The organism is Mycolicibacterium smegmatis (assembly GCF_001457595.1).
GTDB lineage: Bacteria > Actinomycetota > Actinomycetes > Mycobacteriales > Mycobacteriaceae > Mycobacterium > Mycobacterium smegmatis.
In genome coordinates this window covers 2957836-2973003 of the sequence record NZ_LN831039.1, presented here as the reverse complement: position 1 = coordinate 2973003, position 15168 = coordinate 2957836, and the positions used below count along the sequence as shown (strand labels likewise).

Sequence of the window (15168 nt, the reverse complement as noted above, 5' to 3'; positions counted from 1 at the left end):
CCATGCTCCGCTATGCCGCCGCCCGCATCGGCCAGTCGCTGCTCGTGCTGCTGTTGGCATTCACCGTGATCTTCTGGGGCGTGAGCATCCTGCCGACCGACCCGGTGTCGATCTTCGTCGCCAAAGGCGACGGCTACTTCAACCCGGAGATCGTCGAGCAGGTCAAGGAGTTCTACGGGTACGACCGCCCGGCGTACGTGCAGTACTTCTCACAGCTCAACCAGTTGCTGCACGGACAATTCGGGTTCTCGCTGTCCAGTGGACAAGCGGTCACCGACCGAATCGGCAGCGTGATCGGAGAGACGCTCAAACTGGCCGGCACCGCGACCGTCCTGGCGTTGGCGTTCGCGCTGGCGACGCTGCTGCTGGCCTCGACAACCCGGTTCGAGTGGCTGCGGACATTCATTCGCAGCATTCCCCCGCTGTTCAGCGCGATCCCGACATTCTGGCTGGGGCTGGTGGTGCTGCAGATCTTCTCGGTGCAACTCGGGTTGTTCTCGCTGTTCCCCGACGGCTCTCTGGCGTCTCTGCTGGTGCCGGCGACGGTGCTGGCCGTGCCGATCTCGGCGCCGATCGCCCAGGTGCTGCTCAAGAATGCCGAGGCCACGCTTGCCCTGCCGCACATCAACACCGCCCGCGCCAAAGGTGGCAGCCCCACCTGGGTGATCCGCAGGCACGTGCTCAAGAACGCGGCGGGCCCGGCACTGACGGTCACGGCCACCACCATCGGTGCGCTGCTGGGCGGGTCGGTGGTCACCGAGACCGTGTTCTCCCGGTCCGGGCTGGGCACCGTGCTGCTGCAGGCCGTGTCCAACCAGGACATCTCGTTGATCCAGGGCCTGGTGCTGCTCACCTCGGTGGTGATCGTCGGGGTGAACCTGCTGGTGGATCTGCTGTACCCGGTTCTCGACCCCCGCGTCACAAAGTCACAACGGCAGGGTTTCAGCACCCGGTTGGGTAGGTTCACGTGAGCATCACCGTCGGCCCACCGTCCGATCACCCGGACACCGAAACCCGCCGGAACAAATCGCTTTCGGCGTTGCGCGCGGCACCGTGGTCGGCGCGCATCTCCGGGGCGCTGCTGGTGCTGGTGGCGGCGTGGGCCGTCGCGCCGGGGGTGTTCACCAGCGCGGACCCGCTCAACGGCAACCGGTTGGAGAAGTTCCAGCCGCCCAGTTGGGCACACTGGTTCGGCACCGACCACCTCGGGCGCGATGTGTTGACCCGCGTCATCCACGGTACGTCCCACACACTGCTCACCGCGGGACTCGCGGTCGCCGTCGGCCTGGTGGTCGGCAGCATCATCGGCATCCTGGCCGGCGTGTCGGGTCCGGTCGCCGACGCGGTCGGAATGCGGTTGAGCGACGTGCTTCTCGCGCTGCCCGGGTTCCTGGTGTCGGTGTGGATCGTCACGGCCTACGGGGCCGGTCCGCTGTCGGTCGGCATCGGTGTCGGGATCGGTTCGATCGCGATCTTCGCGCGCGTGTTCCGCGCGGAGGTGATGCGGGTGCGTGCCCTCGACTACGTCGAGGCCGCGTTCCTCTCCGGCGAGAGCAGCTGGTCGGTGATCCGGCGTCACATCGTGCCCAACGCGATCGGCGCCGTGGTGGCCCTGGCCGTGATCGACCTGAGCGCAGCGATTCTCGCGATCTCCGCCCTGGGCTACCTCGGCTACAGCGCACCACCGCCGACCCCGGAGTGGGGGCTCCTGGTCGCCGAGGGCCGCAGCTACCTGGCCACCGCGTGGTGGCTCACCTCGCTGCCCGGTGCGGTGATCCTCGTCGTCATCGTCGCGCTCGGCGTCGTGAGCCGGCGCGTGCTCAAGTCCAACAACATCTGAATCGGAGAACCGCCGTGCCGCTGCTCGAACTGTCCGATCTCACCGTGACCTATCCCGGTGACGGAATCACACCGAAGATCGCGCTCGGCCACGTGAACCTGAGCCTGGCGGCCGGTGAATTCGTCGCCATCGTCGGCGAATCCGGTTCGGGCAAGACCACCCTGGTGAACACCGTGCTGGGTCTGCTGCCACGCACCGCGACCGTCACCGCCGACACCCTCGCATTGGACGGCGCCGGCATCCTGGGCCTGACCGAACGGGAGTGGAGCCGAATCCGCGGCACCACGGTCGGACTGGTGCCGCAGGATCCGGGCGCGTCGCTCAACCCGGTGCGCACCATCGGTTCGCAGATCGCCGAGATCTTCGACCTCCGAGATGAGAAGCTCAGCCGCGCCGAGCGTCGGCGGCGGTGCATCGATCTGCTCGAACAGGTCGAGATCGACCAACCCGAGCGACGGCTGCGCCAGCATCCGGGTGAACTGTCCGGCGGCATGCGCCAGCGGGTGCTGATCGCGATCGCTTTCGGGCTCAACCCCAAACTGCTCGTCGCCGACGAACCGACCTCCGCGCTCGACGTGACCGTGCAGGCCCAGGTGCTGCGGGTGTTCGATCGCCTGGTCGCCGAACACGGCACCACCGTACTGTTCGTCACCCACGACATCGGCGTCGCCACCGATCACGCATCGCGTGTCGTGGTGATGCGCAAGGGACAGATCGTGGAGGATGCCCCGGTCGACGACATCGTCAGCCGCCCGTCGTCGGAGTACACCGCCGCCCTGGTACGCCGCATCGGGGCCGGCATCACCCCACCGGCCGCGGCCCACGAGAATGTCCATGCCCCTGCCGACGAGATCATCCGAGTCGCCCACGTCAGCAAGGAGTTCCGGCTCGACAGGCGTCACCGCCACCGCGCGGTCGACGACATCAGCTTCACCGTGCGTCGCGGCGAGACACTGGCCCTGGTCGGCGAGTCCGGATCCGGCAAGTCCACAACCGCGAAGATGATCATCGGATTGACCCAGCCCACCCGCGGATCGATCGAGGTGCTGGGCCACGACATCACGCGACTCGGCCACCGCGACCGCCGCGCACACTGGAAGAACATCCAGTTCGTCTACCAGAACCCCGATTCCGCGCTCGACCCGCGCTGGAGTGTGCGCGAAGTCCTGGAAAGCCCACTACGCGCATATCATCTCGACAACCGCGACCAGCGCATCGCCGAGGCCCTCGACAACGTCAACCTCAGCCGTGACAAGCTCACCCGCCGAACCGTCGAGTTGTCCGGTGGTGAACGCCAACGGGTCGCGATCGCCCGTGCGTTGGTGGTGCAGCCCCAGATCATTCTGCTCGACGAACCGCTGTCGGCCCTCGACGTCGTCACGCAGGACCAGATCTTGGGGCTGCTGCGCAACCTTCAGGACAATCTGGGACTGACGTACCTGTTCATCTCACACGATCTGTCGGTGGTACAACAGCTGTCGCACCGCGTGGTCGTGCTCAAGGCCGGTCAGGTGGCCGAAAGTGGCGACACCGCCGCGGTGTTCTCCGCACCCACCTCGCCCTACACCCGCACCCTCATCGACGCGGTTCCCGGCCGCCGTCTCGCACGATTGGCACTGGCATCATGACCCGTTCCCCCGCGGTGTTCTTCGTCTCGTCGGAATTCCACTTCAGTGACCGTTTCCCGCAGTGGAAGTCCACCGAAGCCGCCACACCGACCAACGAGAGACAGCGCGACAAAGCGCTGTTCGCCGCCGAACTCGACCGCATCGGATTCGACGCGATCTTCATCACCGACTTCCTCGGCCTCAACCGCACCCTCATCCGGCATTCGGGGCCGCGGTCGTTCGAACCGGTCACCCTGGCCGGGTATCTCGCCGCGCACACCGAACGCATCGGTTTGGTGATCACAGTGTCCACACAGTTCAGCGAGCCCTACACGGTGGCTCGCGAACTCGCCTCGCTGGACCGGTTGTCGAACGGCCGCGCCGGGTGGAACGTCGTCACCTCCTTCAACGGCGAGACCAACTACGGCTACACCCAGATTCCCGCCCCACGCGAACGCTACCGTCGCGCCCGCGAATTCCTCGACGTCACCAAGGCCCTGTGGACGTCGTGGGATGCCAACGCGATCATCGCCGACCGCGACGCCGAGATCTACGTCGACACCGACCTGGTCCACGACATCGGGTGGTCGGGCGAGCACTTCCGCGTCCACCAGGCCCTCGACCTGCCACCCAGCCCGCAGGTGTTCCCGCTGATCGCGCAGGCCGGTGCGTCCGACGACGGCATCGCACTGGCCGCCGACACCGCCGAGGTGGTGTTCGTCGCATCGCCGGACATCGACGCCGGCAAGCGTTATTACCGCAGGCTCAAGGCCGCAGTCGTCGCGGCCGGTCGCCACGCCGACGACCTCAAGGTGCTGCCGGGCATCCGGATCTACCTGGGCGACACCGACGAACAGGCCTGGGCCGCCTACTCCGCCGAACTCACCGACCTGGACCTCGAACGTGCCAGGGAGGCCATCACCTACGAGATCGGCGGATTGGACCTCTCCGATCTCGACCTCGACGACCACATCCCGCTCGACCGGTTCCCCGACCGCGCGGAGCTGGAGCGTACCGGGCGCCGCGTCAGCCGTGCGCTGATCTACCGCGAATGGGTGGAAACCGGTGCCTACCCGCGACTGCGAGACTTCCTGGTGCGGTATGCGACGTCGTTCGGGCATTTCCAGATCGTCGGCACCGCAGAGACGGCCGCCGACATCATCACGCAGTGGATCGACGAGGGTGCCGCCGACGGTTTCACGCTTCTGGGCGGATCGAGCTTCGCCCGCATCGCCGGTGATCTGATCCCGTTGTTACGACAACGCGGCGTCTTCCGAGACGATGTCGCCCCCGCCCGACTGCGGGACCGCCTCGGCACCCGGACGCCGGGCCTGCCCGAGAATCAGCGCGTCGTCGAACGGATCGCGCGATGACCGGACGAAAACACCTGCACCTCAACCTCAATCTGCTCGCAACCGGCCGCCACGACCATTCGTGGCGCTCGCAACCCGACGTCATCGGACCCACCGATACCGCGCATTTCCGTGAAGTGGCCCGCATCGCCGAGCGCGGCCTGTTCGATTCGCTGTTCCTCGCCGACAGTCTGGCACTCGACGGGGAGGCCTACCGCAGACCGTGGCGGGCGTGCGATCCGATCGTCTTGTTCAGCGCGCTGTCCCAGGTGACCGAGCACATCGGGTTCATCGCCACGGTGAATGCACTTTTCGCCGAGCCGTTCACGATCGCCCGGCAGATCGCGACGCTCGACCACATCAGCGGCGGGCGCGCCGGATGGAACATCGTGACGAGCCTCAATCCGGCCGCGCGGGCGAACTTCTCGAAGGCGGCCGCGATCGACCCCGAGGACCGCTACCGCAAGGCCGAGGAGGTCGTACGGGTGGTGCGCAGCCTGTGGGACAGCTTCGAACCCGACGCCGTGCGCGCCGATCAGCGCTCCGGGACCTACCTGGACGCCGACAAGGTGCACGCGATCGACCACACCGGCGACTTCTTCTCGGTGGCCGGGCCCGGCGTGGTTCCGCAGACCCCACAGGGACGGCCGGTGATCGTGCAGGCCGGGGACTCCGAACGGTTGCGGGAGATGGCCGGCCGGTGGGCGGACGCGATCTTCACCGTGCAACGCGACATCGGGTCCGGTCGCAAGTTCGCCCAGGACGCCAAACACCGTGCACGCCAACATGGCCGCTCGCCCGACGAGCTCACGATCCTGCCGGGCCTGTTCGTCGTGGTGGGCAGCACCGAGGCCGAGGCGCTGGCCCGCAAGGCCGAGATCGACGCCTTCGTCGACGTCGAAGCCGAACGTGACCAACTCGCCGAGCGTATCGGCGCCGACCCGCGACTGCTGGTGCTCGACAAACCGGTACCCACCGCGATCCTGGACGCGCCGACCGACTCGCCGTCGGTCAGCCCGGCGTTCGCCAAAGCGCTTGTGACGCAGTCGCAGACCGAAGGGCTGACAGTGCGCGACCTGCTCACCCGCAACCCGGGTGGGCACCGCTACGTGGTGGGCTCCCCCGAATCGGTCGCCGACGATCTCGAGTTGTGGTTCCGCGAAGGCGCCGCCGATGGTTTCAACCTGAACATCGACCGGTTGCCCGACGGCCTGGCGGCCTTCGTCGATCACGTGGTGCCGGTCCTGCAGGAGCGCGGGCTGTTCCGCCGCGAGTACAGCACGACGACGCTGCGTGGCCATCTGTCTTCGTGATTCCCTTATGGCGAACAGGTTTCGCGCCTCGTGAGATAAACCGTTGGACGCGACCGGTACCGGTCCTAGCGTCGGCGTCATGACCCGCCCGCGGCTGATCCTCAACGCCTTCACCATGAACACCGCCACCCACGTCGCCTACGGGGCGTGGCGCAACCCCGAGACCCGCAGTGTGGAGTTCGACCAACTCGACCCGTGGGTCGAACTGGTCAAGCTCCTCGAACGCGGGAAGTTCGACTCGATCTTCTTCGCCGACGTGGTCGGACTGTACGACGACTACCGCGGCGGGTGGGAGACCTATCTGCGCGAGGGCCTGCAGATCCCGAATCACGATCCGTCTGCGATCGTTTCGGCCCTGGCGTTGTCCACCGAGCACCTCGGCCTGGTGATCACCAGTTCGGTGCTGCAGGATCATCCGTTCTCGTTCGCCCGCAAGATCTCCACCCTCGACCACGCCTCCAAGGGGCGCATCGGCTGGAACGTCGTTACCAGCGCGCTGCAGAACTCTGCGCGCAACTTCGGGCTGCCGGAACGCGAGGAGCACGACGAGCGCTATCAGTGGGCCGAGGAGTACACCGAGGTCGTCTACAAGCTGTGGGAAGGCTCCTGGGACGACGGCGCGCTGCTGCGCGACCGCGAACGCGGCATCCACGCCGACCCCGACAAGGTGCACAAGATCCACCACATCGGCAAGCGGTACCGCGTCGAGGGTCCGCATCTGAGTTTCCCGTCACCGCAGCGCACCCCGGTACTGTTCCAAGCCGGCACATCCACCGCGGGAAGGGCTTTCGCAGCACGCCACGCCGAAGGGGTGTTCATCAACGCGGCCTCGCCCAAGGGCGCCCGTGTCGTGATCGACGACACCCGTGACCGCGCGGTGGCGGCCGGGCGCCGCCGCGAGGACATCAAGTTCTTCCAGGGCCTGTCGTTCGTCGTCGGCTCCACCGAGGTCGAGGCCAGGGCCCGCGCCGCCGAACTCGACGAGTACCTCAGCGTCGACGCCCTCATCGCACACCGCAGCGGCGGTATCGGCGTCGACCTCGGCGGTCTGGACCACCACACCCCCATCGGCGATCTCGCGCCCACCGTCCAGGGCACGCGCAGCACCATCGAGGCGCTCATCGCGGCCGCGCCGCCGGGCACCAACCCGACCATCGCCGACCTGGTGCGCCAGCAGCAGGAGTCGACCCGCATCGTCGGCACCCCCGAACAGATTGCCGACGCGCTCGAGGAATGGCAGGACGCGGGCGTCGACGGGCTCAACATCCGCTACATCACCACGCCGGGCAGCTTCGCCGATTTCATCGACCACGTGGTTCCCGAGCTGCAGTCCCGCGGCCTGGCCCAGACCGAGTACGCGCCCGGCACACTGCGCGAAAAGCTCTTCGGCAACGGCCCCCACCTGCCCGAGCGTCACCCGGCGCGGCACTGGCGGGGCCGGTTCCGCGAAGCGGATGTGGCCGCACGCGCAGTCTCGGAGTCGGTCTAGCACCCGCCGTACGGGAGAATCGGCGTCAGCATGACCGACACCGACGATCCCCCCGCTACCGGCCGCACCCGGCACATCATCCGGCTCGCGCTGTTCGCGGCGTTTCTGATCGGGCTGTTCTACCTGGTGGCCGTCGCGCGCGTCGTCGACATCGGTGACATCCGCGGCGCGGTGTCGGCGACCGGCCCGATCGCTCCCCTGGTCTATGTCGTGGTGTCGGCGTGCCTGGGTGCGCTGTTCGTGCCCGGCCCCGTCCTGGCAGGCACCAGTGGCTTCCTGTTCGGCCCGGTGCTGGGCACGTTCGTCACGCTGGGCGCCACGGTCGGCACCGCCACCGTCGCGAGCCTCATCGGACGGCGCGCCGGCCGCGAGAGCGCCCGCGGTGTGCTGGGCGCCGAGCGTGCCGACCGGCTCGACCGGCAGATCGAACGCGGCGGGTTGTGGGCCGTCGTCGGCCAGCGGTTCGTCCCCGGCATCTCCGACGCGCTCGCCTCATATGCGTTCGGCGCGTTCGGAGTGCCGTTGTGGCAGATGGTGGTCGGCTCGTTCATCGGATCGGCGCCGCGTGCGTTCGTCTACACCGCGCTCGGCGCGTCGATCGGTGACCTGTCGGCGCCGCTGGCCTACACCGCGATCGCGGTGTGGTGCGTCACCGCGATCATCGGTGCGTTCGCGGCGCACCGCGGGTACCGGTCCTGGCGCGGCAGGCACCAGGACCCGGCGTCCTGACCCCTACCGGCCGAAACCGGCGTTGCGCAGCGCCTCAGCCATCGACCCCATGGGCTGGTCCCGGCGGCCGCCCTTGTTGCCGCGGTTGTTGCCGCCCTTGTTCCCACCGCTGTTGCCGCCCTTGTTGCGCTGACCGCCGCCGCGGTTCTGGTTGCGGTTCTGCCCGCCGTCGCGACGGTCGTTGCGCTTGCCCTTGTCGGGTTCGTCGTTGAGGCGCAGGCTCAGACCGATGCGCTGGCGATCGACGTCGACGTCGACGACCTTGACCTTGACCACCTGACCCGACTTCACCACCTCGTGCGGATCGGAGACGAAGCGGTCGGCCATCGCCGAGACGTGCACCAGACCGTCCTGGTGCACACCCACGTCGACGAACGCGCCGAACGCCGCGACGTTGGTCACGACGCCTTCGAGGATCATGCCGGGCTTGAGGTCGGCGACCTTCTCGACGCCCGCGGCGAAGGTGGCCGTCGAGAACGCCGGACGCGGGTCCCGGCCGGGCTTTTCCAACTCGCCGATGATGTCGGTGACCGTCGGGACACCGAACCGGTCGTCGGCGAACTCGGCCGGTTTGAGAGTGCGCAGCGTGCGGGTGTCCCCGATCAGTTCGGCGAGCGTGACACCTGCGCGGTCCAGGATGCGGCGCACCACCGGGTAGGACTCCGGGTGCACACCGGACGCGTCGAGCGGATCCTCGCCGTCGCGGATGCGCAGGAAGCCCGCGCACTGTTCGAAAGCCTTGGGGCCCAGGCGAGGAACGTCCAGCAGCGCCTTGCGGTTGCGGAACGGCCCGGTGCTCTCGCGGTGCGCGACGATGGCCTCGGCCAGCGATTCGGTGACACCCGAGACGCGCGCGAGCAGCGGTACCGAGGCCGTGTTGAGGTCGACGCCGACGGCGTTCACGGCGTCCTCGACGACCGCGTCGAGGCTGCGCGCGAGCGACCCGGGTGTGACGTCGTGCTGGTACTGGCCGACACCGATGGACTTCGGGTCGATCTTCACCAGTTCGGCCAGCGGGTCCTGCAGGCGCCGCGCGATCGACACCGCACCACGCACGGTCACGTCGAGATCGGGAAGTTCGCGCGCGGCGTAGGCCGATGCCGAGTACACCGAGGCGCCCGCCTCGCTGACCATGGCCTTGATCGGCGGATTCGCGCCGGATTTGCGGATGTCGGCGATGAGTTCGGAAGCCAGCGCATCGGTTTCGCGTGATGCGGTGCCGTTGCCGATCGCGATGAGTTCGACGCCGTGGCGGGCGATCAGCGCGCCGAGCGTGGCCTTGGCCTGATCCCACTGCTTCTGCGGCTGGTGCGGGTAGATCGCGCAGGTCTCCAGCACCTTGCCGGTGCCGTCGACGACGGCGACCTTGACGCCGGTGCGGAAGCCCGGGTCCAGGCCGAGCGTGGTGCGGGTACCGGCCGGTGCGGCCAGCAGCAGGTCCTTGAGGTTGCGGGCGAACACCGCGACGGCGTCCTCCTCGGCGCGCTGGCGCAGCCGGATCCGCGCGTCGACCGACGCCGAGATCATCAGTTTGGCGCGCCATGCCAGCCGCACGGTGGTGGCCAGCCACGGCGTCGCCGGCGCAGGCGAGGTCATGTCGATGCCGAGCGCCTGGGCGATCATCGCCTGGTAGGCCTCGTCCTCGCCGCCGTCGAACGTCAGCGACAGGGCCTGCTCCTTCTCGCCACGCAGCACCGCGAGCACGCGGTGCGACGGCATCTGCTCCAGCGGTTCGGAGAACTCGAAGTAGTCACGGAACTTCTGTGCGGCAGGGCTTTTCGCGGCCTCCTCGGAGAACGGCGCGGTGCGCAGCGAACCCTCGGACCAGAACTTCTCACGCGTGGCACCGACCAGCTCGGCATCCTCGGACGCGCGCTCGATGATGATGTGGCGCGCACCCTCGAGCGCGGCGGCGGCGTCGGCGACGTTCTCGTTGAGGAACTCCCCCGCCACCTCCTCGGGCACCAGGTTCGGATCGGCGAGCAGCCGGTCCGCCAGCGGCTCCAGGCCGGCTTCCCTGGCGATCTGCGCCTTGGTGCGGCGCTTGGGCTTGTACGGCAGGTATATGTCTTCGACGCGGGCCTTGGTGTCCGCGGCGACAAGTGCTGCGCGCAGCTCGTCGGTGAGCTTGCCCTGCTCCTCGATCGAGGCCAGCACGGCCTCACGGCGCGCGTCGAGCTCGCGCAGATACGCCAGGCGCTCCTCCAGGGTGCGCAGCTGACCGTCGTCGAGGCTTCCCGTGACCTCCTTGCGGTAACGCGCGATGAACGGCACCGTCGAGCCCTCGTCGAGCAGGTGGATGGCCGCAGCCACCTGGTGCTCACCGACGGACAGCTCCTCGGCCAGCCGGGCGGTGATCGATCGGACGCCGGGGACAGGACCGGACGTAGGCACGCTCTGAGTCACGTCGGAGGACCCTACCGAATGCGGCCGACAACGCCGCGTCACGGCGGCTGTGTGTCCGTCACGCTCGCGGTCACACCGCCAGGGCCTGCGGCGAGAGCTCCTTGAGCATGGCATTCGCCCAGCGCATCTGCCGTAGCGACTGCGGGTGGCACTGCTGGGTCAACGCCAGCAGCTGGTCGTCCCTGGTGGCCTGCGCGCCCTGGGCGAGCAGTTCCCAGTCCAGCGACACGCCCGCGGCGATGCGGTGGACACGCCGTAGATCGGCCAGGAGCAGCAGGGCGGGCTCCGGCCTCGTGTTCAGCGCATCGCTGAGCTTTTCCTGGATCCATCGCCGGGCGTGGATGCGACGCGGCCCGGCGGGCAGCCGCACGTGGTAGCGACGGCCGTGCCGCGCCAGAAGTTCGACATGCTCGTCACACCAGCCCGCGAGATCGCGTGCGAGATGGCAGATGTCCTGGTCGCTGTGGTGGCGGGCGGCGATCGCCCGCAGCGCGTGCGCGAGGTGGCGCTCGCTGCGGTGCAGCTGGACGATCGGCAGCGCGAGCTTGGTCATGATCGGCCCTCTCAGAGGTGTTCGTCGGCGACCGCGTGGGCCACGGGTTCGGGGGTGGCCGCCATGCCGGCACCGATGCGTCGCACCGACGCGGCCGCGGTCTTGAAGATGGGTTGCTTGGACACCGGGTCCCAGTCTGTGAGCGTCAACTCGTTGGCGGCGCGGTGGTGGCCGTCCTTCCCGCCGTCGTCGCCCGTGTCCCAGTAGCCGTAATGGAACGGCAGGAACACCACCCCGCGGCGCAGGTCGGTCAGGCGCGCGGCGGCCGTCACACAGCCGCGCACCGTCCGGATCTCGACCAGGTCCCCTTCGACGATCCCGGCGCGGAGCGCGTCGGCACGCGCCAACTCCACCCAGACCTCGGGCGCGGCCGCCTGCAGTTGCGGTGTGCGGCCCGTCTTGGTGCGGGTGTGGAAGTGGTACACCGTGCGGCCCGTGATCAACACGTACGGATACTCGGCCGACGGACGTTCGTGCGGCGGCACGTACTCGGCAGCCTTGATGATGGCCTTGCCGAACGGGTTCATGGCCCGATACTCGGTGGGCTCCAGCGGAGCGCCGGTGATCAGATCCTTGCCGTACGCCTCGCAGTAGTCCGGTGCGGCGAAGAACTCCCCGCCGGCGTACAGACGCTCAACGCCGTCGGGATGCTCAGCGTTGCAGGGCCATTGGATTCCGCCGCTACCACGCAACTTCTCGTAGGACAGCCCGGTGTAGTCGCACGGTCGCCCGGCGCTGCACCGTTTCCACGCCTCGAAGGCCTCATCCGGGGTATTCCACGCAGGCAGCGGTCGGCCGTCCCTGTCGCGGAAGTCCATCCGGCGGGCGTAGTCGAGGAAGATGTCGAAGTCGGACCGGGCCTGCCCGGGCGGGTCGACCGCCTTGTCCGAAATATGCACGGTCCGATCGGCATTGGTGAACGTGCCGGTCTTCTCGGCCCACGCCGCGGCGGGCAGCACCACGTCGGCGAGTTGCGCGGTCTCGGTGAGGAACAGATCCTGCACCACCAAGAACAGCCGGTCCTGCGACAGGATCCGGCGGATGCGGCCCAGTTCCGGTAGGGACACCGCGGGGTTGGTGGCGCTGACCCACAACATCCGCAGCGATCCCTCTTCGGCGTAGCGGAACATCTGCATGGCATGCGTGGGCGGCGCGTAGTGCGGGATGGTCGTGGCGTCCAGATTCCACAGCGCCGCGAGTTGCTCGATGTGGGAATCGTTGGCCCAGTTGCGGAATCCGGCGAGGTCGCCGTCGGCGCCGCACTCGCGGGTGTTCTCGGCCGTGGGCTGTCCGTTCATCTGCAGCAGGCCGCAGCCGGGTCTCCCGAGCATGCCGCGCACCAGGTGGATGTTGTTCACCTGTACCGCGGCCGCGGTGGCCTGATGCGATTGGTAGAACCCCTGCAGCACGGTCGACAGCAGCCGCTCGGCCGTGCCGATCAGTTCACCGGCGCGTCGGACGTCGTCGGCACCGACCCCGCAGATCTCGGCGACGCGCTCGGGAGGGAACTCGGCGACCCGCTTGCGGAGTTCGTCGAAGCCGACGGTGTGCGCCTCGATGTAGTCGTGGTCCACCCAGTCGTGATCGAGGATCTCGTGCAGCAGGCCGTTCATCAGTGCGACGTTGGTTCCGGGTAGCGGCGCGAGGTGCACGGCGGCGTGCCGCGCGACGGGAGTGGGGCGTGGGTCCACGCACACGATCGCAGGCGGGTTCGGCCCGGCGAGGCGATCGAGCATGCGCATCCACAGCACCGTCTGGGTTTCGGCGACGTTGTGGCCGTAGAGCGCGATGACGTCGGCATGGTCGACATCGGCGTACGAGCCGGGTTGGCCGTCGCAGCCGAACGATTCCTTGAGCGCCTCGGCCGCCGTCGCGGTGCACAGCCGGGTGTTGCCGTCGACGTGGTTGGTGCCGATCGCTCCGTGCGCGATCACGCACTGCGTGTAGTACTCCTCCAGGAACAGCTGCCCCGAGGTGTAGAACCCGATCGAGTTCGGTCCGCGCTCGTCGAGCAACTGCCGGCTGCGGGCGACGATGCGGTCCATCGCGGTGTCCCAGTCGGATTCGACGAGTAGCCCGTTCTGCCGGACCAGGGGTGTGCGCAGCCGGTCTCCCGAGTGGTTGGCCTGCCAGCCGAACAGGTCCTTGGGGTCGAGGCGGCCGTGGTTGACCCGGTCGTCCGCCCGGCCGCGCACGCCGACGATGCGTCCGTCCTTGACCGCGATGTCGAGCCCGTCGCCGTTGGAGTGCAGCACCGCGGCCGACTGCACCCACCTGTCGACGTCGTCGTCGGTGAGGCCCGGCGTGAGGTATCGATCGACACGTTGCGGCCACGGTTCACCGGCCGCGTACGGCGTCCTGGAGCCCCACGGATCCGAGATCCGGTCTGTGCGAGCCATGGTCGTGCTCCTGCCCTGTCGCGAGGCGGGCAGTCACGGTGATCGCGATGTCGGAACGCACCACCGGATGTGCCCCGTGGATGGCGCTTACCCCGTGACGGGCAGCTGAAACCGTGCCGGCCGAACACCGAAGGAACCTCACAGAGACGTCCGGCCTGTCAGCGCCCTTCGCGCACCAGGCTGGGCGAGGTCTGGTCGGTCCACCGCAGCAGAGCGTAGAGAAACCGGGTCGCACCGCTCATGAACCGGCTGCCGTGGTGATGCATGGGGTCCAGGGTCGTCACGATCAACCGTCCCGCAGTGCTCACGGTGTCCTCGTACAGCAGCATCCCCGCGTCGTGTGGCCTGCCGTCGGCGTCGGGTTCCTCCGACACCAGCAACGGCACCACGTCGGCGGCCGGCCGGAGCAGGCCGTGGTGGTGCCAGATCACCGCTTTCGTCGTCAGGTACCGCCAGGCCTCGTGCTCGTGGCTGCGGGTGCGGATCAGGGGGTCCTCACCGCTGACCCACCACCAGAAGTTCGTCGGTCGATGCTCCCACTCGATCCCGGGCAACCAGGTGTGCACCTGGTTCTCGCCGAGCACCACGAGGGTGCCTCCGCGTTCGGACACCGCGTGGAACCGAGGGGCGTGACGGGCAAGGAGGTCGGGGTGCATCCGATCACCCACGATGACGGTGTCGTACCCGTCGAGCGCCCCGTCGTCGAGGTCTGGCAGGTAGACGAAGTCCGGCTGGTAGGCCAGCACCGCCGGATCCTTCATCGCGTACAGGTGGGCATACGAGCCGCTGTGCACGATCGCCAGCCGGCGCCCGCGTTGCGGCGCCAGGTCGTTCCGGGAGAACGGTTCGGGTTTTGTCATCGTGCCACCAGCCAGTCGATGAGTTGCGGGGTCATCCGCGCGGCCGTGTTCGCGTCGCCCTCCCAATTGATCAGATCGTTACCGCTGTGCACCAGGACCTGCCCCGCGCCGAGCGGATACACGTAGTCCAACGGCAGCGCGTGCCGCCCGATCCGGGTCGTGATCACAGCGTCCGGAGGCAGCTTGTCGACGTAGCCGCGGGAGTAGAAACCGGTGACGCCCTTGCGGACACTGAGATCGACGGGGTCGATACCAGCCCATACCGGATGCGGATCGCCCAGGCTGATCTGGAGGTCCTTGGGCCCCGTGTAGTCGAGCTCGCGCCAAACCCCGAGCCCGGGAAGGAAATCGGTGACCGGATGCCCCATCACCGCAACCCGCCCGCCGGCGCGGACGAAGCCGGTGAGCAGTTCGCGGTTGCGTTCGAGGAAGATCTGGTCGGCACCCGCGCAGGTGATCAGCCCGCGCACGTCGCGCAGGTCGGTGTCCGGAAGTCGATAGATGTCGACCTCACCCAGTCTGGGATCCGAGCCCGGTGCGCCCGCTGGGTGGTGGGACCCCATCGTGATGTGCAACACCGGGGCGATTGTCGGTGAACAGGTTTCTGGCACAGTCTCTTT

12 protein-coding genes are annotated in these 15168 nt (G+C 68.3%); 7 read left to right on the top strand and 5 right to left on the bottom strand.

Features of this window, described 5'->3' with window-relative positions; translation table 11 throughout:
• The first annotated feature begins 2 nt into the window (after positions 1 to 2).
• The 7 genes from AT701_RS14285 (at position 3) to AT701_RS14255 (ending at position 8330) form a co-directional block, all read left to right on the top strand.
• Entirely contained in the window at positions 3 to 971 is a 969-nt protein-coding gene (locus AT701_RS14285; protein WP_011728618.1) for an ABC transporter permease, read from the top strand.
• A gap of 68 nt (positions 972 to 1039) precedes the next feature.
• Entirely contained in the window at positions 1040 to 1840 is an 801-nt protein-coding gene (locus tag AT701_RS14280; RefSeq protein WP_174519660.1) for an ABC transporter permease, read from the top strand.
• Between the two features lie 14 nt (positions 1841 to 1854).
• The gene (locus AT701_RS14275; protein ID WP_058126059.1) at positions 1855 to 3468 is read left to right on the top strand and encodes an ABC transporter ATP-binding protein; all 1614 of its coding nucleotides are present in this window, start codon (positions 1855 to 1857) and stop codon (positions 3466 to 3468) included.
• Positions 3465 to 4820 (top strand): NtaA/DmoA family FMN-dependent monooxygenase, encoded by a 1356-nt coding sequence (locus AT701_RS14270; protein ID WP_058126058.1) that lies wholly within the window; start codon positions 3465 to 3467, stop codon positions 4818 to 4820. Before AT701_RS14275 ends, AT701_RS14270 begins: the two co-directional genes overlap by 4 nt.
• Complete coding sequence (locus tag AT701_RS14265) at positions 4817 to 6112, top strand: NtaA/DmoA family FMN-dependent monooxygenase (protein WP_058126057.1); 1296 nt, start codon at positions 4817 to 4819, stop codon at positions 6110 to 6112. Before AT701_RS14270 ends, AT701_RS14265 begins: the two co-directional genes overlap by 4 nt.
• Positions 6113 to 6191: 79 nt before the next feature.
• On the top strand, positions 6192 to 7601 hold the full coding sequence (locus AT701_RS14260; protein WP_014877503.1) for an LLM class flavin-dependent oxidoreductase: 1410 nt from the start codon (positions 6192 to 6194) through the stop codon (positions 7599 to 7601).
• Between the two features lie 30 nt (positions 7602 to 7631).
• Entirely contained in the window at positions 7632 to 8330 is a 699-nt protein-coding gene (locus AT701_RS14255; RefSeq protein WP_058126056.1) for a TVP38/TMEM64 family protein, read from the top strand.
• Between the two features lie 3 nt (positions 8331 to 8333).
• On the opposite strand, the gene AT701_RS14250 is transcribed toward AT701_RS14255, so the two are convergent.
• The 5 genes from AT701_RS14250 to AT701_RS14230 all read right to left on the bottom strand — a co-directional run bounded on the left by AT701_RS14250 (position 8334) and on the right by AT701_RS14230 (position 15126).
• Entirely contained in the window at positions 8334 to 10736 is a 2403-nt protein-coding gene (locus AT701_RS14250; RefSeq protein ID WP_014877502.1) for a Tex family protein, read from the bottom strand.
• A 70-nt stretch (positions 10737 to 10806) separates the two neighbouring features.
• Positions 10807 to 11289, bottom strand: a complete 483-nt coding sequence (locus AT701_RS14245; protein WP_011728611.1) for a hypothetical protein — start codon at positions 11287 to 11289, stop codon at positions 10807 to 10809.
• An 11-nt stretch (positions 11290 to 11300) separates the two neighbouring features.
• The gene (locus AT701_RS14240; protein WP_058126055.1) at positions 11301 to 13688 is read right to left on the bottom strand and encodes a molybdopterin oxidoreductase family protein; all 2388 of its coding nucleotides are present in this window, start codon (positions 13686 to 13688) and stop codon (positions 11301 to 11303) included.
• Positions 13689 to 13846: 158 nt separating this feature from the next.
• On the bottom strand, positions 13847 to 14548 hold the full coding sequence (locus AT701_RS14235) for a hypothetical protein (protein WP_058126054.1): 702 nt from the start codon (positions 14546 to 14548) through the stop codon (positions 13847 to 13849).
• On the bottom strand, positions 14545 to 15126 hold the full coding sequence (locus tag AT701_RS14230; RefSeq protein WP_223495552.1) for a hypothetical protein: 582 nt from the start codon (positions 15124 to 15126) through the stop codon (positions 14545 to 14547). The genes AT701_RS14235 and AT701_RS14230 overlap by 4 nt, the downstream gene beginning before the upstream one ends.
• Positions 15127 to 15168: the final 42 nt, after the last annotated feature.